Source organism: uncultured Virgibacillus sp. (assembly GCF_947495635.1).
Classification (GTDB): domain Bacteria; phylum Bacillota; class Bacilli; order Bacillales; family Amphibacillaceae; genus Virgibacillus; species Virgibacillus salarius.
Genome location: NZ_CANMAB010000008.1, coordinates 12,879 through 35,921 on the forward strand (window position 1 = coordinate 12,879; position 23,043 = coordinate 35,921).

Annotated in this window: 21 protein-coding genes; 5 read left to right on the forward strand and 16 right to left on the reverse strand. The window is 36.8% G+C overall.

Annotated elements, in window-relative coordinates; all coding sequences use genetic code 11:
* Nucleotides 1-65 precede the first annotated feature (65 nt).
* The 4 genes from Q1A47_RS03235 to citZ form a co-directional block, all read right to left on the reverse strand.
* Nucleotides 66-542, reverse strand: coding sequence for a MaoC/PaaZ C-terminal domain-containing protein (locus Q1A47_RS03235; RefSeq protein ID WP_121605475.1), 477 nt, complete (start codon nucleotides 540-542; stop codon nucleotides 66-68).
* Between the two features lie 439 nt (nucleotides 543-981).
* A complete protein-coding gene (gene mdh, locus Q1A47_RS03240; RefSeq protein WP_026681417.1) occupies nucleotides 982-1,920 on the reverse strand; it encodes a malate dehydrogenase in 939 nt (312 codons plus the stop codon).
* A 20-nt stretch (nucleotides 1,921-1,940) separates the two neighbouring features.
* Complete coding sequence (gene icd / locus Q1A47_RS03245; protein WP_026681418.1) at nucleotides 1,941-3,212, reverse strand: NADP-dependent isocitrate dehydrogenase; 1,272 nt, start codon at nucleotides 3,210-3,212, stop codon at nucleotides 1,941-1,943.
* A gap of 147 nt (nucleotides 3,213-3,359) precedes the next feature.
* Nucleotides 3,360-4,478, reverse strand: a complete 1,119-nt coding sequence (gene citZ, locus Q1A47_RS03250) for a citrate synthase (RefSeq protein WP_026681419.1) — start codon at nucleotides 4,476-4,478, stop codon at nucleotides 3,360-3,362.
* Nucleotides 4,479-4,992: 514 nt separating this feature from the next.
* On the opposite strand from citZ, the gene ytvI reads away from it, so the two are divergent.
* Nucleotides 4,993-6,099 carry a sporulation integral membrane protein YtvI gene (gene ytvI, locus Q1A47_RS03255; protein WP_026681420.1) on the forward strand — a complete coding sequence of 369 codons (1,107 nt, stop codon included), beginning with the start codon at nucleotides 4,993-4,995 and terminating at the stop codon, nucleotides 6,097-6,099.
* A gap of 2 nt (nucleotides 6,100-6,101) precedes the next feature.
* Here the strand turns inward: ytvI and Q1A47_RS03260 are convergent, their stop codons facing one another.
* From Q1A47_RS03260 to dnaE, 8 genes are all read right to left on the reverse strand, one after another.
* Complete coding sequence (locus Q1A47_RS03260) at nucleotides 6,102-6,491, reverse strand: FxsA family protein (protein WP_026681421.1); 390 nt, start codon at nucleotides 6,489-6,491, stop codon at nucleotides 6,102-6,104.
* 101 nt (nucleotides 6,492-6,592) lie between these two features.
* Nucleotides 6,593-8,353, reverse strand: coding sequence for a pyruvate kinase (gene pyk, locus Q1A47_RS03265; RefSeq protein ID WP_121605478.1), 1,761 nt, complete (start codon nucleotides 8,351-8,353; stop codon nucleotides 6,593-6,595).
* A gap of 167 nt (nucleotides 8,354-8,520) precedes the next feature.
* Nucleotides 8,521-9,480 carry a 6-phosphofructokinase gene (gene pfkA / locus Q1A47_RS03270; protein ID WP_026681423.1) on the reverse strand — a complete coding sequence of 320 codons (960 nt, stop codon included), beginning with the start codon at nucleotides 9,478-9,480 and terminating at the stop codon, nucleotides 8,521-8,523.
* A 240-nt stretch (nucleotides 9,481-9,720) separates the two neighbouring features.
* Nucleotides 9,721-10,677: an acetyl-CoA carboxylase carboxyl transferase subunit alpha gene (gene accA, locus Q1A47_RS03275; RefSeq protein ID WP_026681424.1), complete on the reverse strand. Its 957-nt coding sequence runs from the start codon at nucleotides 10,675-10,677 to the stop codon at nucleotides 9,721-9,723.
* Complete coding sequence (gene accD, locus Q1A47_RS03280; protein WP_166530174.1) at nucleotides 10,674-11,534, reverse strand: acetyl-CoA carboxylase, carboxyltransferase subunit beta; 861 nt, start codon at nucleotides 11,532-11,534, stop codon at nucleotides 10,674-10,676. The genes accA and accD overlap by 4 nt, the downstream gene beginning before the upstream one ends.
* A 144-nt stretch (nucleotides 11,535-11,678) precedes the next feature.
* On the reverse strand, nucleotides 11,679-12,302 hold the full coding sequence (locus Q1A47_RS03285) for a FadR/GntR family transcriptional regulator (RefSeq protein WP_034679105.1): 624 nt from the start codon (nucleotides 12,300-12,302) through the stop codon (nucleotides 11,679-11,681).
* A gap of 20 nt (nucleotides 12,303-12,322) precedes the next feature.
* The gene (locus Q1A47_RS03290; RefSeq protein WP_026681427.1) at nucleotides 12,323-13,561 is read right to left on the reverse strand and encodes an NADP-dependent malic enzyme; all 1,239 of its coding nucleotides are present in this window, start codon (nucleotides 13,559-13,561) and stop codon (nucleotides 12,323-12,325) included.
* A gap of 116 nt (nucleotides 13,562-13,677) precedes the next feature.
* Nucleotides 13,678-17,043 carry a DNA polymerase III subunit alpha gene (gene dnaE / locus Q1A47_RS03295; protein ID WP_026681428.1) on the reverse strand — a complete coding sequence of 1,122 codons (3,366 nt, stop codon included), beginning with the start codon at nucleotides 17,041-17,043 and terminating at the stop codon, nucleotides 13,678-13,680.
* Nucleotides 17,044-17,184: 141 nt separating this feature from the next.
* On the opposite strand from dnaE, the gene Q1A47_RS03300 reads away from it, so the two are divergent.
* The 3 genes from Q1A47_RS03300 to Q1A47_RS03310 all read left to right on the forward strand — a co-directional run bounded on the left by Q1A47_RS03300 (nucleotide 17,185) and on the right by Q1A47_RS03310 (nucleotide 18,346).
* Nucleotides 17,185-17,517, forward strand: a complete 333-nt coding sequence (locus tag Q1A47_RS03300; protein ID WP_026681429.1) for a YtrH family sporulation protein — start codon at nucleotides 17,185-17,187, stop codon at nucleotides 17,515-17,517.
* Nucleotides 17,517-18,020 carry a sporulation membrane protein YtrI gene (gene ytrI / locus Q1A47_RS03305; protein WP_026681430.1) on the forward strand — a complete coding sequence of 168 codons (504 nt, stop codon included), beginning with the start codon at nucleotides 17,517-17,519 and terminating at the stop codon, nucleotides 18,018-18,020. Before Q1A47_RS03300 ends, ytrI begins: the two co-directional genes overlap by 1 nt.
* Nucleotides 18,021-18,148: 128 nt before the next feature.
* Entirely contained in the window at nucleotides 18,149-18,346 is a 198-nt protein-coding gene (locus Q1A47_RS03310; RefSeq protein WP_026681431.1) for a hypothetical protein, read from the forward strand.
* A 43-nt stretch (nucleotides 18,347-18,389) separates the two neighbouring features.
* Here Q1A47_RS03310 and Q1A47_RS03315 read toward each other — a convergent pair whose 3' ends face one another.
* The gene (locus tag Q1A47_RS03315) at nucleotides 18,390-19,337 is read right to left on the reverse strand and encodes a bifunctional oligoribonuclease/PAP phosphatase NrnA (RefSeq protein ID WP_026681432.1); all 948 of its coding nucleotides are present in this window, start codon (nucleotides 19,335-19,337) and stop codon (nucleotides 18,390-18,392) included.
* Between the two features lie 105 nt (nucleotides 19,338-19,442).
* On the opposite strand from Q1A47_RS03315, the gene Q1A47_RS03320 reads away from it, so the two are divergent.
* Nucleotides 19,443-19,736, forward strand: coding sequence for a YtpI family protein (locus tag Q1A47_RS03320; protein WP_026681433.1), 294 nt, complete (start codon nucleotides 19,443-19,445; stop codon nucleotides 19,734-19,736).
* 316 nt (nucleotides 19,737-20,052) lie between these two features.
* On the opposite strand, the gene Q1A47_RS03325 is transcribed toward Q1A47_RS03320, so the two are convergent.
* The 3 genes from Q1A47_RS03325 to Q1A47_RS03335 all read right to left on the reverse strand — a co-directional run bounded on the left by Q1A47_RS03325 (nucleotide 20,053) and on the right by Q1A47_RS03335 (nucleotide 22,640).
* Nucleotides 20,053-21,360 carry a DRTGG domain-containing protein gene (locus Q1A47_RS03325; protein ID WP_026681434.1) on the reverse strand — a complete coding sequence of 436 codons (1,308 nt, stop codon included), beginning with the start codon at nucleotides 21,358-21,360 and terminating at the stop codon, nucleotides 20,053-20,055.
* A 73-nt stretch (nucleotides 21,361-21,433) separates the two neighbouring features.
* Nucleotides 21,434-21,664, reverse strand: coding sequence for a hypothetical protein (locus Q1A47_RS03330; protein ID WP_226983527.1), 231 nt, complete (start codon nucleotides 21,662-21,664; stop codon nucleotides 21,434-21,436).
* 223 nt (nucleotides 21,665-21,887) lie between these two features.
* Entirely contained in the window at nucleotides 21,888-22,640 is a 753-nt protein-coding gene (locus Q1A47_RS03335; protein WP_121605481.1) for an A24 family peptidase, read from the reverse strand.
* Between the last annotated feature and the right edge of the window lie 403 nt (nucleotides 22,641-23,043).

The following is a 23,043-nucleotide window of genomic DNA, read 5'->3' on the forward strand; positions in this document are numbered from 1 at the left end:
TTTTTACAAAATCAAAAAGAAATACTACCCCTCTTTAGAATAGTATTTCCTAACATTAGAAATTATTAAAAAAAGTTTTCTAATGATTTTGCAGTCAATGAATTAGGTTTACAAGCTGGACTTACATACAGCTTACCGCGAACGACAATCTCATTTTCATGATTCGTTCCAGTCACACTCATAGCAACTTGCTTGTTCTGGTAATCGATTGCAATTACTTCTAACGTAAAAGCTACTGTTGTACTATGGTAAACTGGAGCAGGAAAAGTCATTTCATGTTGTGTAATGTGGCTACCAGGTCCCGGAAGAGACATAGATACTAATGATGAGACCATGCCAAATAACATAACAGATGGTACAATCGGCTTTTCATAAGCAGTTAATGATGCATAATCATGTTGAAGATACAAAGGGTTTGCATCACCTGTTAAACCTAAATATAATAATAAATCCCTATCATCCATTTTTTTCGTTTCCGAGTAAGTATCTCCCACTTGAATTTCATTTAATTCTTTTCCTAATGGTCGTTTCTTACCTAGCATAACTACACCCCCGTAATGTAAGCGCTTTCTATTATAACAAAAACTCAGCTATATTACCACTTTTTACAGATAAAACGAGCGAAGAGCCATAAAGAAACATAGCTAAACAGAGTAATATCTAAAGCCGAAATAATCCTTATTCTATCATCGCATCGCAAACGGAAGTATGGGGCAGCGGGGTCTAGCTACGTGACTAAGCAAAATTATTGTAGTTGCGTAAACCTGCAAATTCATGCTGTTTTCCGCAATTCGTAGGTCGGCTCGAATTTGATTAACGGACCATTGTATCCATGCTTTGGCAGTAATCATCACTATGTCGAAAAAGAGGAATAATAAAACACCCTCCAAGTGTCAGATTGTATTTTTTAATCTGTCTACTTAGAGGGAGCATTCAGTATAACTTCGAATCCTAAGATTGTGCTCTTTATATATACAATAATTAATCTAATATGTTTAAAACATTTTTAACAGAGTCAGCTGATTTATCTAAAGCTGCTTTCTCTTCATCTGTTAAGTCTAACTCAATGATCTCTTCAATTCCTTTTCCGCCTAGCACAGTAGGAACCCCTAGGTAAATATCAGAATAGCCGTATTCACCTTCTAAATATGCAATTGCTGGAAGAACGCGACGCTGATCCTTCAGAATAGCCTCGGCCATAACTGTTAATGATGCAGCAGGAGCATAATAGGCACTTCCATTCCCTAATAGACCGACAATTTCTCCCCCGCCTTTACGTGTACGTTCCACAATTGCATCTAAGCGATCCTTCGAAATTAGCTTTTCTAATGGAATTCCACCTGCATAGGAATAACGAATTAATGGCACCATGTCATCACCGTGTCCACCTAACACAAATCCAGTAACATCTTTAACCGATAAATTAAGTTCTTGGGCAACAAATGTACGGAACCTTGCTGTATCAAGTACACCAGACTGACCAATAACACGTTCTTTTGGAAGACCAGATTCTTTGAAAATTGTATAAGTCATAGCATCAACAGGATTTGTTAACACTACAATATACGTTTCAGGCGAATAGTTAACAACTTCTTTTGCAACGGATTTCATGATTTTAGCATTTGTATTAACTAAATCATCACGGCTCATACCTGGTTTTCGAGCAATTCCAGCTGTAATGATTACCAGGTCAGAGTCTTTTGTATCTTCATAATTTGATGTTCCACTAATGGAAGCATCAAAGCCCTGTACAGGACTAGCTTCTAGCATATCAAGGGCTTTTCCTTTTGTTGGGTCTTCCATGTTTGGAATATCAACAAGGACTATATCTCCTAGTTCTTTTTGAGCTAGCATTAAAGCAGTAGTTGCCCCTGTAAAGCCTGAGCCAATTACAGATATCTTACTTCTCTTTATAGCCATTTAAAAATCCCCTTTGTGTATTAATCCATGTTTTTAATAAGTTCGTTACCAAATTCTGAACATTTAACCTCTGTTGCACCATCCATCAAGCGAGCGAAATCATAGGTTACCACTTTAGAAGCAATTGTTTTATCCATTGCATTTGTAATAAGATCAGCTGCTTCTCTCCATCCTAAATGCTCTAACATAAGAACAGCTGATAAAATAACAGATGACGGATTTACTTTATCTAACCCTGCATATTTAGGAGCTGTACCATGAGTAGCTTCAAAAATAGCATGACCTGTATCGTAATTAATATTAGCGCCTGGTGCTATACCAATTCCACCTACTTGTGCAGCAAGTGCATCTGAAATGTAGTCCCCATTTAAGTTCATTGTCGCTACAACATCAAACTCATTTGGACGAGTAAGAATTTGTTGTAGGAAAATATCAGCGATTGCATCTTTAACTAAAATTTTACCAGCTGCTAATGCATCATCTTGCGCTTTGTTAGCTACATCTTTTCCTTCTTTTTCAACAATACGATCATACTCTGCCCATGTAAATACTTTATCACCAAACTCTTCTTCTGCTACTTCATAGCCCCAAGCTTTAAATGCACCTTCTGTAAACTTCATGATGTTACCTTTATGTACTAAAGTAACACTTTTACGCCCTTCATTTAATGCGTATTGAATACTTGAGCGTACAAGTCGTTTTGTACCTTCTTCAGAAACTGGTTTTACTCCAATACCAGAAGTTTCCGGGAATCGGATATTAGAAACATTCATTTCATTTTTTAGAAACTTAATCACTTTCTTAACTTCATCCGAGCCTTTTTGCCATTCAATTCCAGCGTAGATGTCCTCCGTATTTTCACGGAAAATTACCATGTCCACATCTTCTGGACGTTTAACTGGTGACGGAACACCTTCAAAATAACGAACTGGGCGTAAGCAAGTAAATAGATCTAATTCTTGACGAAGCGCTACATTAAGAGAACGAATTCCTCCACCAATCGGTGTTGTAAGCGGACCTTTAATCGCAATCTTATATTCATTAATTTTATCAAGTGTATCCTTTGGTAACCACTCACCTGTTTTGTCATAGGCTTTTTGACCAGCATAAACTTCTAACCATTCAATTTTTTTCGTTCCATTGTAAGCTTTCTCAACCGCAGCTTCAATTACTTTACTAGCAGCAGCCCAAATATCCGGACCAGTACCATCCCCTTCAATAAACGGTACAATCGGTGTATCTGGAACATTCATTTTTCCATTTTCTACAATAATTTTTTCCCCTTGTGTCATAGCAATCGTTACCTCCTATAATTCATTCTGCATCTATAGTTTAGCAAAGATTTACTTATGTGAAAATCTTTGCTTGCTACCAAACTAGTAGTGATGTTGTTTCTTTCCCCTCATAACGGCATAAAGATTACGCTAATAAACACGATATTAGCGTTTGTCTATAGCTACATATTCGGGCGATTTTGGACCAATGTAATCAGCACGAGGGCGAATTAATCGGTTATTATCGTATTGTTCAAGAATATGAGCTAACCATCCCGAAACACGGCTTATGGCAAATATCGGTGTAAATAAGTCGTGGTCTATTCCCAAGCTGTGGTATACAGAAGCCGAATAGAAATCTACGTTTGCAGGAAGCCCTTTATGCTCTTTAATGTAATCTTCAATTTTAACGGACATATTATACCATTTCGGTTGACCAGTTAATTCTGTGAGCTGTCTTGACATTTCTTTTAAAAACTTGGCACGTGGATCACCATTACGATAAACGCGGTGTCCCATACCCATGATTTTCTCTTTGCTTTCTAGTTTTTTCTTAATATATGGTATAGCATTTTCCTCTTCGCCAATTTCTGTTAGCATTTTCATAACACCTTCATTGGCTCCCCCATGAAGTGGGCCTTTTAAAGCACCTATTGCAGCAGTAACGCCTGAGTAGATATCAGATAACGTTGCCACACATACACGAGCAGTAAATGTGGAAGCATTCAATTCATGATCTGCATGAAGTACGAATGCTTTATTAATTGCTTCTACTTCGACATCTTTTGGTTCTACACCGTTAAGCATATACAAGAAGTTCTCGGAGTAACTATATTCTTTTTTTGGCTTAATAGGGTCTTTACCCTGACGAATTCTTGCAAAAGCAGTAACAATTGTAGAGATTTTCGCTTGTATACGGATTGCTTTCTTCTTATTGACTTCCCTCTCCATGACATCTGCCTCTTCATCATAAAGCCCTAATAAAGAAATAGCAGTTCGCAGCGCTGCCATTGGGTGAACAGAAGAAAGATCATAGGATCGTAGATGATTAAGTACTGCATCAGGCAATTCCATATTTGCAGCAAGCTCTTTTTTCATAGCATCTAATTCAGCTTTTGTTGGAAGTTTTTGATTCCATAACAGGTAAATGATCTCTTCAAAGCTCGAATTCTCGGCTAAATCATCAATCTTATATCCAACATATGTCAGCTGGTCATCTATGATAGAACTAATTGACGATTGAGTTGCTACAACTCCTTCAAGGCCTTTCGTTGTTGCTGTCATAACAAACCCTCTCCTTTATTAATTATTCAGGATATTATCTTTTTTTCGACAATATTCTTACAAAATTATAATTATCCCCATGGATAATTATAAAGTATTATGAATCTAATGTGAATTGAAACCGATTAATTTTACCAATAAATTTTACAAGAACCACGTATTTCTTGCAAAAAATGGATTTACTTCAATAAATATTCCCCAAATTTAAATTCATATAAAGTGAAGCTTCAATCCTTAGGGTTTTGTTTATCCCACAAGGATGTTAGTACCACAAGAGGTATGACCTAAAGGCCTTTGAACCACTCGGACATTTACTGGCAGTCGATTTCCACTTACATATCGCTTGATTGCTTAAAGTCAAGGTTTCACTTTCAGTTATATGTAGAAAAAAAGAAAACCAACGCTCGTTTGTACAATGAACATCGACTTTACTAATTTATACGTCTATTCTTCATTAAAATTTCATATGTAATTAAAAGAAGCTATTAGAATTCTATAAAAATGAGGTTACATTATGTACAAGCCAATTTTATTTCAAACATTACGTTTTTTTATTGTTGCTATCGTCTTCATTGTTTTGTGCATCGTTGTTACGAAAAGCTTTGCATATTTATACCCTTTAGTGATTGCAATACTTCTATCAGCTCTAATAAATCCAGTAGTATCAATCCTTGAAAGAAAGCTGAAATTCCCTAGAATGCTAGCAGTTACCTTTATCATGATTATAATCATTGCCACTCTAGGGGGTATTCTACTATTCATTTTTTCCGAGCTATTACAAGGCACACAATTTTTAGCAGATGAGATACCACAGCATTTCCAAACAATTAGTCTCTTCGTAACAGATTTTATTAATAACACCATCATACCATTATATCAGAAAATTATTTCTTATGTTCGCATGTTAGACACTTCTCAACAATTAGCGATCAGTGAAAATATAAAACAGTTTGTTACTAATCTTACTGCAAGCGGAACCACTTTTGTACAAGATCTACTCTTCAAGATACCAGCTTTCATTACTAGCTTACCTAGTTCTATCACTGTCATTCTCTTTATTCTTCTTGCGGTTTTTTTAATTACAAATGATTATGACAGCCTAAAGCACCTTTTAAAGAATTTGAGTCCAAGCTTCGCCAAGCAACCAATGGCTAATATCGCGAGGCATCTAAAAAGCACAATATCTGGATATATCAAAGCTCAATGTATTCTTGTATTGATAACTGCTTTACTCGTTTATGTTGGTTTATTACTATTAAACATCGAACATGCTTTTACAATTGCACTCTACTCGGCAATGATGGACATCCTCCCATATATTGGCTCGGGAATTATCTTTATTCCTTGGATGGTCTACGTATTCCTAATTGGTAATTATTCTATGACTATTAGTTTAGCTATTCTATATGGTTTAATTATTATTATTCGTCAGTTTATTGAGCCAAAAATCCTTGCTTCAAGTATGGGACTTCACCCTTTAGCAGCATTAATTACATTATTTGTAGGTATACAGCTTTGGGGCGTAGTTGGATTTATACTAGCGCCTGTCTTCTTGATCATCATAAATGCATTACATCAAGCAGGTACATTTCAAGAAATTTTGCAGTTTATTAAAGGCTAATATTACCATCTACGGTAGATTATCTTTCGATTTGTAATCAATCGTTTTATAAATTGCTCTATCTTTTTCCTAAACGGTCTCCGTGTTGTTGGGATTACTAACATAAACCCAATAAAATCAGATATAAAACCTGGCGTTACTAATAAAACAGCACCAATTAAAATACAGATGCCATCAATAATGTAGCCAGTAGGCGCTTCTCCTTTTTGCATAGAAAGTTGTGCGCGCTTCCATGTTTCAATACCCTGTTGCTTCGCTAATAAAAACCCTACTGCACCAGTTAGTAATATTAATAGAACAACCCACCATGCGCCTATCATACCACCAACCCATATAAATACACCTATCTCTAACGCGGATAATAAAAACGCTATCAACAAAAACCAACGCATAGATTTAGCTCCCTCTACAAAGTATTGTCATAATATGATACGAATTAAAGAAAAAAGTAAACAGTGAAAAAGGATTATCGTCCTTTTTCACTGTTTCTTCGTTAAAGGACTCTTGTATGTCCTTGATAAATATCGCCTTTTGCGCCATCAATTGTAATATCTTCTGCATTTTTGATAACATCAAATACGTTTTTAACACCTACAACAACCGGAATACCAAGGCTTAAACCAACAACAGCCGCATGAGAAGTTAAGCCACCTTCTTCTGTTATGATGCCACTGGCTTTTTCAATTGCTGGCATCATTTCTCTGTCTGTACCATATGTTACTAAAATATCTCCTTCTTGTACTTGCTTCACTGCTTCTTCAGCAGATTTCACAACGACTGCTTTGCCATATGCACTTTTTCTCCCAATTCCTTGTCCCTTTGCGATAACGTCACCTATCACGTGTACCTTCATCAGATTTGTTGTACCACTTTCACCAACGGGAACTCCAGCTGTAATGATTACTCTATTCCCGTGTTCAACAATCCCTGATTGCAATCCACGCTCAACTGCGACATCGAGCATTTCGTCCGTTGAATTTGCTCGATCACCCATTACTGCATGAATTCCCCAGACCAATGCTAGTTGACGATTTACCCTTTCTGAGAAGGTTACTGCCAATATTGGTACCTGTGGACGATATTTGGAAATCATGCGTGCGGTATGCCCACTCTCTGTTGGTGTAATAATGGAACTAACAGACAAATTCATTGCCGTATGCGTAACCGACTGACTAATAGCATCTGTGATTGTCATATCAACGTGTTTGGATCGATCTCGTAAAATAGAATGATGATCTAAACCAGTTTCTGCTTTTATTGCAATATTGCTCATTGTTTGTACCGATTCAACTGGATAATCACCAGCAGCGGTTTCTCCTGATAGCATAATTGCGTCCGTACCATCGAATATAGCATTTGCAACATCAGATGCCTCTGCTCTTGTGGGACGTGGATTTCGTTGCATAGAATCTAACATTTGCGTTGCTGTAATCACTGGTTTACCTGCTGTATTACATTGTTTAATTAATTTTTTCTGTACTAACGGCACATCTTCAGCAGGAATTTCTACTCCCAAATCTCCACGTGCAACCATTAGTCCATCGCTCACTTCAAGAATACTGTCGATATTATCAACACCTTCTTGATTTTCAATTTTAGGGATAATTTGTATATGTGTAGCATGATGTTTTTCTAAAAGCTCTTTAATTTCTAATATATCAGATGGACGTCTGACAAATGATGCGGCAATGAAATCGACATTTTGTTCAATACCGAACTCAATATCCTTAGCATCCTTTTCAGTAATGCCTGGAAGGTTTACGGATACATTTGGCACGTTTACCCCTTTTTTATTTTTTATTAGTCCAGAATTTAAGGCTGTCGTCTTTAATTCTTGGTTCGCTTTATCAACATCGGTAACCTCTAGTTCAATAAGACCGTCATCTAATAGTATCTTAGAACCTTCGTGTACATCATTTATTAATCCCGGATACGTAATAGAAAAACGCTCAGCAGTACCTTCAACTTCTTTCATGGAAACATATACATCATTACCTTGAACAAGCTCTGCCTTTCCATCTTTAAAGTTCCCTGTACGAATTTCTGGCCCTTTTGTATCTAATAGTATACCTACTGTTTTCCCTGTTTTTTCGGCAGCCTTACGAATATTACGTATACGAGCACCATGCTCTTCAAAATCACCATGCGAAAAGTTTAACCTAGCAACATTCATACCTGCTTCAATCAGTTTTTCTAATTTGTCGATTGATTCCGAAGCGGGTCCAATCGTACATACAATCTTTGTATTTCTCATTTCTTGCTTCCTCCTTAGCTAATACCAATAAAGTAACACTTATTTAAAAGAATTCATTCCCTTAGAGAAACGGTGCTAACGGCAGTTCTTTTATCGTCTATACGTCAATAAAAATATGTTGAGTGAAAATAAATTACAATTCGTTACCATCCGAAAAAACAACTAAACTATATAGATAATTCTTGTGACAGCTTGTACATCTCATCATTAATGGTATGTTCTTCGTTCAATGTCGTAATGATGTCATGATCTACTAAAGAATTATTTTTAATTCCTACCATTCTTCCAGCTTTTCCTTGCAGCAACAGATCTACCGCTTTTGCTCCTAGTCTGCTAGCTAAGACTCGATCTGAAGCAGTTGGTGATCCGCCACGCTGAATATGTCCCAATACGGTAACACGCGTATCAAGATCTGTTGCTTTTTCAATACGTTTACCATACTCAAAACCACTTCCAACACCTTCAGCGAGCACAATTATACTATGCTTCTTACCACGCTTATGCCCACGCCTTAGCTTTTCTATAACCATATTAAAATCTTCTTGTTTTTCAGGGATAAGAATACTCTCGGCACCATCTGCTAAGCCAGCCCAGAGTGCAAGATCTCCTGCATCTCTTCCCATCACTTCTATAATATATGTTCGTTCATGCGAAGTAGCTGTATCACGTATCTTATCAATAGCCTCGATGACAGTATTAAGTGCTGTATCGAAACCAATGGTAAAATCAGTTCCAGCAATGTCATTATCAATGGTTCCTGGCACACCTATACAAGGATAGCCTTTTTCGGTTAGTTTTTGAGCACCACGAAAACTACCGTCACCGCCTATAATGATTAATCCTTCAATTCCAAATTTCTCCAACTGCTTAATACCTTTTTGTTGCCCTTCCTCTGTTTTAAATTCTTGACTTCTTGCAGAATAAAGAATTGTACCACCACGATGAATAATATCACCTACTGAACCAATTTCCATTCGTTCAATATTACCTTCCATTAATCCTTGATAGCCATATTTAATACCGTAAACCTCTATATTATGATAAATGGCTTTTCGTACTACTGCTCGAATGGCTGCATTCATTCCTGGAGCATCTCCACCACTAGTCAATACACCAATTTTTTTCATAAATACAATTCACCTCTAGTCGAACTTTTTATCTATGTTTAATAATACCCTCTCTTAAAGATAATTGGAATTTAGTAAAATAGCAATTGAAAGCATGTAGAACATAGAGAATTTCATCAAAAACACGAAGATGAGGTTGACATAAAATGTCAACCTCTAAAAATAATGTACGCGCCTGATATGCTTAACACTTTACAAACTGCCTTGCAATCTTTAAAAGAAGAAAGAACAGCACTTGAGTTATAACAGATTATAATCACCGATCTGTTTATATTTTTGCCATCTATTCTCAAGCAATGTGTCTGCAGAGCATTTACTTAACGTATGCAACGATTGCTCTAATACCTCATCCAAATAAGCCGCTTGTTGGTCTAAATCTCGATGTGCTCCACCTTTAGGCTCAGGTACTATCTTATCAATCACTTGCAATTTCTTCAAATCATATGCGGTAATTTTCATTGATTCAGCTGCACGCTGAGCATATGCCGAATCTTTCCACAGGATGGATGCAGCTCCCTCCGGAGATATAACAGAGTACGTACTGTTTTCCAGCATATGTATCTCATCACCAACTCCTAAGGCAAGGGCACCACCGCTGCCTCCTTCGCCAATAACCACACATACGATGGGGACTCTTAAGCCTGCCATTTCCATTAGATTACGGGCTATCGCCTCACTTTGGCCTCTTTCTTCAGCAGCTTTTCCTGGATATGCACCCTTTGTATCTATAAAACAAATGATTGGTCGTCCGAACTTCTCTGCCTGCTTCATATGTCTTAATGCCTTACGGTAGCCTTCTGGATGTGGCATACCGAAATTTCTTCGTAAATTTTCTTTTGTATCTTTCCCACGTTGATGCCCTATAACAGTAACTGGATTATCTTTATAATATGCTATTCCAGCAATTATTGCCTCATCATCACCAAATAACCGATCTCCATGAAATTCAATAAAATCGGTGAACAGTTTATGAACATAGTCTAATGTAGTCGGACGCTCTGAATGTCTTGCAAGTTGGACTCGATCCCAGGGTTTTAAGTTTCCGTAAATATCATTTTCTAATACAGCTAGCCTTTTCTCTAGTGTTGTAATTTCATCCGATAAATCAATCTCACTATCCTGTGTAAATCGCTTAAGTTCAGAGATTTTCTCTTTTAAATCAACGATGGGTTTCTCAAATTCTAAAACTTGTTTCACGCTTCTTCCCCACCTTTCTGATGAAACTTAAGCAACTTTGATAATAGTTCCTGCATTTCTTGACGGTGAACAACCTTATCGAGTTGTCCATGCTTTAATTGAAACTCAGCAGTCTGAAAATCTTCTGGTAATTTTTCCCTAATTGTTTGTTCAATAATTCGTCTACCTGCAAATCCGATTAACGCTCCAGGTTCTGCGATATTATAATCACCTATTGATGCAAAACTTGCAGATACTCCGCCAGTTGTAGGATACGTCATGACAGAAACCATAAACCCACCTGCATCGCTAAAACGTTTCACGGCAATAGAAGTCTTTGTCATTTGCATTAAGCTTAATAAACCTTCCTGCATCCTCGCTCCACCAGATGCAGTAAATATAATAAAGGGCAGTCCTTCATTCTTTGCGTTTTCTAATGCTCTTGCAATTTTTTCACCGATTACAGATCCCATACTTCCCATTCGAAAAGTCGAATCCATGACAGCAAACGCTGTAGCTTGTCCTTCAATTGTACCTTTTCCTGTAACGACACCCTCATTTAAACCTGTTTTTTTACGATCTTTTACCACTTTTTCTTCATAACCAGGAAACTGAAGTGGGTTACTCGTAATAAGATCATTATCCCATTCTTCAAAGCTGTTTTCATCAAATAATGTATCGATACGATCCCAAGCTTGTAAGGGGTGATGATACCCACAATTTGGACAAACTTGTAAATTCTTATTCATTTCTTTTCGATAATATATTTTATGACATCCGTTACATTTTTGCATTAGCCCTTCTGGAACATCTGCTTTTGCTTGTTCGCTAGGAATGGATGCGTATTTTCTTCGCTTGCCAAAAAAATCCTTAAGCAAGGCAATTCCTCCTTTTTTCAACAAAACCATGGCATACGAGCAACAGAGCCTGGTGCCTTAAAGACAGCAAGAATGAAACCCTATAATATATATTATAGCGAACTCAAATTAAAAAAATTGTCATAATCCGCCGTCTAAAAACCTTTATTTATCAGCTAAAGCGTCGAATAACGTTTCAATCGAATTAAAATCTCGTTCAACGTACAGCTGAATGAGTTCTTGATAAAATATGGAACTCGTATAAACATCCTCTACGGTGATAGCAAATTCATACATTAAACGCCATACCTTCGTAAATAACAAATTATCTGTTCTTTCAAAGATATAACTAAAAAAAGCAGCGTGCCTATCGTTTGGCTTTCGTTCATCACTAGTTATAATCGTTTTCAACGCTTTGATTTCTGTTTCATGTATCCTATCAAAAGCAAGTTTTGCTGCCTCTTTTTCTAATATTCGAATAGTAAGTAATAATTCAACCTTTATTTGATCTCCTTGTAATATAAAAGAAGAGAGCAATTCAACCGTCTGATAAGAACGATAAGCACTTAAATAAGTACCCTCACCATGCCGTGTCTCAATTAAACCTAGTAGTTCCATTGCTCGTAATGCCTCACGTATGGAAGACCTTCCGGCTTGGAGCTTTTCAGCAAGCTCTCTTTCCGAAGGAAGCTTGTCTCCTGGTTGTAAATTATTACTATTAATAAAGTGTCGAATCTCGGTTAATACACCGTGATATACTTTTTGTTTTGATGGCATGGACACAGCCATGACTCACTCCTTTTAACACATCATTTTTCATCAATCTGTGTTAATCTTCTCGTTTTCTCCGCTACGTCTTCTGGATCAACTTCTATTCTAGCCACACCTGATTCCATTGCAGCAAGTGCGACACTTTTGGCGACGATAGGCGCAACTCTAGCATCAAATGGAGCAGGAATTACATAGTCCTCATTTAACTCACTTTCTGAAATTAGCGAAGCAATAGCATTTGCTGCTGCAACCTTCATACGTTCGTTAATTCTAGTAGCTCGGACATCCAATGCACCACGAAAGATCCCAGGAAAGGCAAGTACATTATTAACTTGGTTCGGAAAGTCAGAACGGCCAGTCCCAATCACCTTTGCGCCAGCTTCCTTAGCCAACTGCGGCATGATTTCAGGATCAGGGTTTGCCATCGCAAATATAATCGAATCATCATTCATTTTCTCTACCATTTCCTTCGTTAGTGCACCACCTACGGATACACCAATAAATACGTCAGCACCATCAAGCATTTCTTCAAGACTACCTTCTTTTTTAGCCTGATTCGTATATTTTGCCACTTTTTCTTTCACGTCGTTCATACCATATGAACGTCCCTCAAATATGGCACCTCTAGAGTCACACATAACCATATCACGTACGCCAAAGCTATATAATAATTTAATAATTGCAATCCCAGCTGCTCCAGCTCCGTTTGCTACAACTTTAATATCCGAAAAAGACTTACCGACTAATTTAAGTGCATTGATTAATCCTGCAACAGTTACAATAGCAGTCCCATGCTGATCATCGTGGAATATAGGTATATTTGTTTCCTTTTTAAGACGCTCTTCAATGATAAAACAATTTGGTGCTGCTATATCCTCTAGATTCACTCCACCAAATGTAGGCTCCATCAGCTTTACAGCATTTACAATTTCTTCTACATTTTGGGTAGCCAAGCAAATAGGAAAGGAATCTACACCAGCAAAGCTTTTAAATAAGACAGACTTCCCTTCCATTACTGGAAGTGCTGCCTCTGGCCCAATATTTCCAAGTCCTAACACCGCTGAGCCATCACTGACAACCGCAACCATATTCCCTTTCATTGTATAATCATAAACCGTTTCCTTATGGTCATGAATTTCCTTACAAGGTTCAGCTACTCCAGGAGAATATGCTAGACTCAACTCCTTTGCATTGGTAACTGGTATCTTTGATTGTGTCGTTAGTTTACCTTTATTTACTTTATGCAAGTGCAACGCTTTATCTCTTAAGCTTGCCATCTTTACTAATCGCTCCCTTTCGCAGAAAAAATACTAATTACCTTCGATGCTTATAGTGGTCTGACCACCCTTAACCTCTCCATTATAACAGATGGTTCGTGTCTGTAAAGTAATGATTATTGTTTGTCTGAATCGAACACAACAGATTCTTTTCCAAAGTATGTTTCCAAGTTTTTGATGCTTTCTCTATTTGGATGAATGAAATATTCCTCAGAAAGCTGATATGTCCTTCTTGTATCTTCCTGAAAAATAATGATTGGCGTATTACCAGGGTTATGATTCGCTATTTGCTTGATCTTTTTTAATTCCGACTCACTACTATTCCCAGAAATTTTTATAAACAGCCTACCTGTTGTTAATTTGTATAGCACCTCCTCCGATAACAGCTCTACTGATGAGAGTAACCATTGTATTCGTTGATTTCGAGATTCTATTTTCCCTTCCATAATAACAAGCAACTCTTCCTTCAACCACCGATTAATTTGACGATATAAATCTGGGAAGACCACTGCCTCCATTTCACCTGTTTCATCTCCTAATGTAAGAAAAGCCATTGGGTCTCCACGCTTTGTCCGAATCGTTTTAATTTGTTGAATAACAGCCGCACTCTTTACGTTTCTTTTTCCAATTAACTTACGTGCATGTGCTAGCCTTATATAGCCACTTCGCTGTAACTGTTTTCTGTACGAAGTTAATGGATGATCAGAGACATAGATACCTAGTAATTCTTTTTCATCTGCTAGCTTTTTTATTTGCGTAAAGTCTTCAATTAGTACATACTCACCTTCTAATTCTATTTGATCATCGAATAAACGAGGCTGTCCTTGAAACTCTTTAAAGAGCTCACCTTGTTCTATTGCTTGATCAATAGTTGCCATCAAGCTAGCTCGGTTGCCATGGAATTCATCCATTGCGCCTGACATAACCAAAAGTTCAATTGTTTGTCTGTTCACTGTCTTTAATGAAATACGTAAACAAAAATCAAAAAGATTCTTAAATGGACGTTCTTTGCGGGCTTGGACAATCTCATGTACTACTTGCTTCCCAATACCTTTGATTTGAAGAAGGCCTATGCGAATACAATCCCCTTCTACCGAATAACGCCCGTAGCTTTTATTGATAGATGGTGGTAACAGCGTTAATTGTAACTCCTTCATTTCCCTTACATACGTTTGTAGTTTGTCATGTTGATTAACGGAAGAGCTTAAGAGTTCAGCAAAAAAAGCAGCAGGAAAATGTGTTTTTAAATAAGCTAATTGATAAGTTATTTTACTATATGCTACTGCATGACTGCGATTAAATCCATAATTAGAAAATTTAACAATCCAAGCGAATAGCTCTTCAGCAACAGATAGATCATAGCCATTTCCAATACAGCCATCAATGAATTTCCCTTTTTGTTCCTCCATTACCGCTTCCTGTTTTTTACTTACTGCTCTACGTAATATATCAGCTTCCCCTAGAGAAAAACCAGCAATCTTACTAGCAATTTGCATAATTTGCTCTTGATAAACAAGGACTCCGTAAGTTTTAACCAAAATGGAAGCAAGATCAGGATGTGGATAAACAATAGCTTCTTGCTGATGTTTTCGTTTTATATATGTCGGAATATATTCCATCGGACCAGGCCGATATAGTGCGTTAACAGCTACGATATCCTCAAATGTTGATGGTTGTAATTCGCGAAGTACTTGTTTCATCCCTTGGGATTCAAGCTGAAATACACCATTGGTTTTCCCCTCTTTAAGCAAAGCAAATGTTTCCTGATCATCAGCAGGGATTTCGTTCAGATGAATTGTTTTATTTTTCGAGTAATTTATCGTTCTATTAACACGCTCCATTAATGTTAAATTTCGTAGCCCTAGTAAATCAATTTTTAATAATCCTATATCCTCTAAATCATTCATTGGAAATTGAGTTAGCCAGATATCTGACCCGCTTGTTGCTAAAGGAATATACTCTACAAGCGGATCCTGTGTTATGACAATTCCAGCAGCATGTGTCGAAATATGCCTAGGAATTCCCTCTAATGTTGTTGCAACGGTAAACAGCACTTTTAATTGTTCAGATCCCTTTACATACTCTTTTAATTCCTTTGATTCGTTAACAATGTGAACAATACCTTTCTTTGACTGAACTGGAATATGTCGCAAAATGAAGGATGCATCCTGTTGATTGATATCCATTGTCTTTATGAGCTCCCTCAGCAATGAACGAGCTGCATAGGTTCCAAATGTTATGATCTGAGCCACATGATCATGCCCGTATTTCTCACGAATGTACATCAACACTTCGTCGCGTCTAGTATCAGAAAAATCTATATCGATATCCGGCATGGTCATGCGCTCTGGATTTAGAAAACGTTCAAATAGAAGGTCATATTCTATCGGATCTATCTCCGTAATCCCCAGAATATAAGCGACTAATGAGCCTGCAGCAGATCCCCTACCTGGTCCAACAAAAATATTATTTTGTTTAGCGAAACGAATGAAATCTGCCACAATAAGAAAATAATCACTAAACTGCATAGATTCAATGACACGTAGTTCATAGGTTAACCGACTACGTAGTTCATCTGTTAGCAAGGTATATTTAGAGTTTACTGCCTTCCAGCATAACTTTTCTAAAAACTCATGTGCATCCTCATTCCCATTTGGAAGTGGAAAAGATGGAAGATGACGTTGATTAAATTGAAAGTTAACGTCACATTTGGCTTTTATGTTTTCCGTTTCTGTCAATACTTCTGGCCAGGAAATAAATATATGATCCATCTCTACTTTAGAACGAAGATGATGATGCTGAAGATGCGTACTTATTTGTTTTCCATTCCACTTTTCATTCATTTTCATCGCTTGTAAGCAATCAAAGGCAATGGCTTCTTTCTCCTCTAAATAGCGAACATCATTTAATGCAACTACAGGAATGGAGTATTGATCCTTGAACTCCATTCCTTTTTGAATCAGTACCGTGTCTATTTCAGTGCGACTAGCTTCGATGCCAAGATAGAAATCTCCTTGCTTAAACAAGTTCATAAATCCTGATAAAAGTGTATGAATATCCTCATATAGGTTTGATGATAGTATTTTTGCTATAGAGGAATGATTAATCGAAAGAATACCAACGCAGTCCGCCACATAAGGAGATAGCTCATTTATAGTAATACCTCCTTCTCCATTTTTCTGAATGTGTGTACTTAGCTTAGCTAAGTTCTGATAACCGTGATTATTTTTAGCTAATAATGTTACTTGTTCTTTATCATTATTTTTCTCGCCTCTCACTGTGATAATCATCCCTATGATAGGCTTGATCCCATACGCTTTGCATTGCCTATAAAAATCAATTGCTCCGTACAGCACCTGATAATCCGTAAGTGCTAAAGCATCATACTCTAACTCAATAGCTTTTTTCACTAATTTTTCGATTGTAATCGTACTGTCCAGCAAACTATAGCTGCTACGTACTTGTAAATGTGTAAACGACATCGTATCCCGTCCTTTAAAATCTCTACTTCTTATTATACCAATCTAGATAGAACATGCATACGGAAAAGCTGATTCAAAAGCATAACCTGTCCTTATTAATCATACAATGGAACTAACATGGCTCACGAGGAGTGCGTTCTTATGGAAGAACGATTTTTTGAGACGTTTATACATTGTTACTTTATTGCTTTTGGTGTCATAATTGGTGGATCAATTATTGGAAGTATCGGTGCATTTGTCACTGGAGATGCACCAATATATGATATTGGTCGAATTGCTAACCGTTTACGTATTTGGGCAATAGTAGCTGCGATTGGTGGAACCTTTGATGCAATTGCGAATTTTGAAAAGGGTATCTATGATGGATCAACCATGGATTTAGTAAAACAGGCATTATTTATTCTTTCCGCAATGGGTGGCGTGAAAACAGCGATACTTTTGTTAAATTGGCTTATTCAGGAGGAAATTAATTGATGCATATCCCTCCTTATCATAAAAAAGTAACTTGGCAGCGTTTTTTTGTTGGTGTAATGATCGGTGGTGTAATTGCCTACTGTACCCTTCTTTATATGTATGGATCGATGTATGAATCATTACTTGAGGAAAACAATCAATTTCGCAGTAAAATAAATGATTTACAAAATCAAAACGAATCCTTATTAGAAGATAACGATGAGTTAAGCGAAAAATCGCAGAAGGCGGTAACTATTGAGTCCGTATCGTTAACCATTGAAAATACAGATGAGTTGCCTTTGGATCGACTTATTATTGATAATTTAGAAGAGATGGTAAAAACCGAGTTAAAACATATTTACGGAAAGGATCTTTCTCTTATCGCAGAAAGTGAAAAATTACTTGTATCCACCATTGAAAACAAAGCCTATACTGTAGACGAGTTTACCTACAACTTTACAATAACAAAGCTAGTTATATCCAAACATATTAAAATAACCGTTAAAGCAGATCTTGCTAACTAATGTGAACGTTTTATGAAATATTTGAAAATTTATGGTAATATCGTTATTTTTTGTTTAAAATAAAAATAAGAAAAGAACATTTGCGATTAACTTTCATATACTGCTTAAGATGAAAGGAGTGGATTTTCATGTTGGTAATGAATCATAGACGGATGCGCGATGAAAAAATAGCTCGACTAAAAGAGGGCCATTCCGCTTATGCTGAATCACATGAGCTCATTCGCTTAATAAAACGTGATATTGAGAAGGAACACTTGGACGTCATTTATGACAACACAAATTCAGGTTGCTGGTTTATCCCGAACTCCAATAGAAAAAGTAGTTAATTACTTACGATGAATAAACGAGCCGAAAGTACCGGCTCGTTTTTTATGCGTTATTATATGTTACACATATTTCATCTAATTCACGTACTAGTCTATCCGCTTCCTCCCACGTGCTTACAGAAGCGCCCGATGCCATGGGATGACCTCCACCATTAAATTTAGCGGCTAACTCATTAATGACAGGTCCCTTCGACCGCAAGCGAACTCGGATAATCTCATCCTCTTCAATAAATATTACCCATGCACAAATTCCTTCAACATCTCCTAAAGCTGTTACCAATTGACCTGTATCGGTTGGTTGTACTTGAAATTCTTCTAAAATTTGTTTTGTTAGCTTAACAGAAGACATACCTGATGGAGATAATGTAAAGTTTTGCAAAATATAGCCACGTAACTTCGCTATATTCGCTTTCACATTATATATTCCATCATATAATGCTGTGCGATCAAATGAATAGGTTACTAGTTCTGCAGCATATTGGAACGTTTTTTTCGATGTGCTCGGATATAAAAATCTACCCGTGTCTCCTACTATGCCTGCATAAAGAAGACGTGCTGCTTCATGATTACATGAAAAGCCATGATTCTTTGCTTGTATAAAAAATTCATAGATCATTTCACTTGTAGAGCTAGCCCCAATATTTATCCACTGTATATCACCGTATTCATCCGTATTGGGGTGATGATCAATTTTAATCCATTTACTACCTAATTGATAACGTTCATCAGATATTCGCTCCGTATTTGCTGTGTCACATACAATAACAAGTGCGCCTCGATATTGCTCATCAGAAATAGTATCCATTCTTGCTAAAAAAGTTAATGTATCCTCTTCTTCACCAACAGCATAGACATTTTTTTCTGGAAATGAATGCTTAATAAGTGCTTTTAATCCTACTTGTGATCCAATGGCGTCTGGATCTGGGCGAACGTGTCGATGAATAATGATTGTATTATACTGTTTTATTGCTTCAATTATTTCCTGCAAAATATCACCTTTTTCGTAGCTTTTATTCTCTCATTGTAGCTAAAATTTAAGAAAAACGTTACAATTAATTTTGTGGATAATGGTAATTTAGATTAGGGGCGATTACATATGTTTATATTTTCTATATTTATTGTAATATCTATTGTACTTTATGTATATTATAAAGTTGCTATTGTAAAAAGCAAGGATGGTCTAACACAGGCATACTTCAATGCTAAATCCAGAATATGTCTTGGTAGTTTTGTGCTTTTTTTCACGGCTAATCAATATATTCTTTACCAAACAAAGCTATCATTATTTATTGGTATAGTTCTCCTCATCGTCGGAGTTCCACAGATTTATCGAGGTATAAAAGAAGTAAAACACTATCGAAATGAATGGAAGAGATTAAATCCATCCTAAACAAATAAAAGCGCAAGCGCGAATAGAAACGTAGCGACTGGAGAGAGTCAACGGAGATAAGGGAATCACGGTTAGCTTTCGAGCCAATGATAACTTAGATTAGGGCGATTCATGAAGTCGCCTAGTTTCTGGGCACTGGAGCTGGACGTGGCTCAACACGCCCGTATTTATCCATAGGCTCAAATTTTATAATTGACTTATAAAGCTACCGGAGTAAGTGCTTCTTATCCATTAAGCACTCCCCCCAGTAGCTTTATTCCTTCAGTCCCTACTGATCAACACAAACCTCATTAACCGTTTATTACTGATAGATTAATTAACGGTTAATGAGCTGAGCCATCAGCAATCCTTTACCAACTAGTTTTCTCTCGTCAAATACTTCCACATCAATTTTTGCATACATCCTACCGATTTCAAGCAGCTTCGGTTTTATTTTCAATGTGCTGTCAATTTGTACTGGCTTAATAAAATACACGGACAGATTTTCCGCTACAAGATCACCTTTTTTATACTGAAGAAGCATTCTCCTACTCGCTTCTGTTATTAATGATGTAAATACTCCATTTGATAATGTTCCAAGTTGATTCGTCATCTGTGGGGCAACGGTTGTTAAATAGGTATCCTTCTGATTGTCCGCTTCTCGCAAATTACGAGAAACAATATCATCTATTGTCTCACCAACCTGAGGCTGCCTTTGTATTTGTTGTAATGCTTTTAATACATCCTGTCGAGAAATGACTCCTTGTAAATGATTGGATTCATCTGCTACTGGCATTACTTCTATACCTTCCCAAACCATCATGTGGGCCACAGAAGCTAAAGAAGTCTTTGTCTGAACAATCTTCGGATGCCTACTCATTACTTTTTCGATAGTTGTCTGATTCTCTTTCCCAATGATATCTTTTGAAGTAGCCATACCAATAACACGTTTTTTTTCATCAACTACCGGAAAACGAGTATGTGTCGATCTATGATTAAGTTCATACCAATCATGTATGGTGTCCTTTGCACGTAAATAAAACGATCGTTCAAATGGAGTAAAAATATCGCCCACTAATACGATTTCTTTTTTTATTAATTGATCATAAATCGCTCTATTTATCATCGCAGCCACTGTAAACGTATCATAACTAGTAGAAATAATTGGAAGCTGTCTTTCATCAGCTAACCGCTTAATATAGTCCTCCGTATCAAACCCACCAGTTATAAGTACTGCCGCACCCTCTTTCAAAGCTAATTCATGCGCTTTAATACGATTTCCTACGATCAGTAAAGATCCTGCCTCAGTATAACGCATCATCGCATCAAGTTGCATAGCTCCAATTACAAATTTCGATAATGTCTTATGAAGCCCTTCTCTACCACCTAGAACCTGTCCATCAACAATATTGATTACCTCTGCAAACGTAAGGCGCTCGAAGTTTTCTTTTTTCTTCCGTTCAATACGAATTGTACCTACACGTTCGATTGTGCTTACAAGTCCTTGATTTTCAGCTTCTTTAATCGCTCGATATGCTGTGCCATCACTTACATTTAAATCCTTAGCGATTTGTCTTACAGATATCTTATGACCAATTTCCAATGATATAATATGCTGAATTATTTGCTCATGTTTACTCGCCATTGGTACATACACCATCTTTCAACTGTACTAATGAATTATTTACCATTTATTATACAGTTGAAAAAGCTGAAACTCAATAATTATAGGTTTGACGCTGTCTTTCCTTTTGCTGTTCCATAATTGGTGGTTGAATCATTTGTAAAAGTGAAGCAATATTTGCTCCAACAATTAATAAGAAAAAAATTAACCATCCACCCCAAAAAGCAAGTTCAATCGGCGTAACAGCATATGGTATAGAGGGCCACGCCATGTATAAGAAGAAACCTGCAAGCAATAATCGTAGTACTGCATAATGTCTCACCATTATTGTCTACCTCCTTGGTAACAATGTATGAAAGAATCCATGCATTAAGAACTTACACGGTTCTTCTATTCATCATATTGTCCATAATAAAGTGAGCGTTCATTTAGTAGGGGGGTTATACCACCAATAGTGGTTTCACCTTATTACTTGAAGTGGGGGTTTTACTGCCAATTATATATGGGATAAAACAGATCTAAATAGCAATATTCATAACTACCAGTATCTAAAGGTATCTAAAATACCAATCGATAATAGCATCTCCATAAAAATAGGTAATTAAAGTCGCAATTACTATATATGGTCCAAATGCTACAGGCTGCTTACGTTGAATTTTTTTGATTACTAGTAACAACATTCCAAAGACAGCCCCAACTACACAAGATAGAAAAAAGCAAAGCAATAGTTTCTCATACCCCAATACAATACCTAGTACACCGAAAAGTTTCATATCCCCTGCTCCCATACCACCACGACTAATTAAAATGATGAACATAGTGATACATACACCCAATAGTCCTCCAAGTAATGGCGACCACCATGGCGTTAATGGATAGATAATTCGCAGTATAAAAAATAGCGGAAGAAAGAATAGCAATAACTTATTAGGTATGACCATATATGTTAAGTCGGAAACTGTAATGATCATCAGCATGGAAACTAATAGCAATGCTATAATTAGCTCGCTATTCCAACCTAACATCAAATAACTATATACAAATAATAATCCAGTAGAGATTTCAATCAATGGATAGAGATAGGATATACGGTTACTACATTTACTACATCTACCTTTTAAACACAAGAAGGATAAAATGGGTATTAGCTCATACCAGTGAAGCTGATGACTACAATGTATACAATTAGAACGGTTCATGATAAACGATAATTGTTTAGGTAATCGCAATCCTACTACATTATAAAAAGATCCAAACAGTAAACCAACTAGAAAAAATAACGAGAGCGTAAAAGTGTTCAATCGGATTTCACCTTATTTCTACTTGAATATCTTTTAATAAAATAAAATATAGCTTTTTCAGAGAGACGGGATAAAGTGTTTTGAATGGATCGTTTTTAATAGTGTCCCAACCCCAATATACGTTTGCCACTTTATCTATTTCTGCTACGACATATGCTACTTTATGCCTAAATTATAGTATAAAAAGATGGAAATAACTAGTAGCAAAAAGGGAATATTTGCATGCTTCTACAGCAAGGGGCTGGCAAGAAAAAAGTTAACCCAAAAGCCGAACGATAAAACGATAAAATAAAATGAAACTCAATCAGCGTGCGATGTAACGCTGCCGATTCCCTTATCCTATCGGGAAAAAAATTGCGAGCTGAAGATCGTGCAAGAAAGTGGTCCTTAGGAGCCGTGTCAC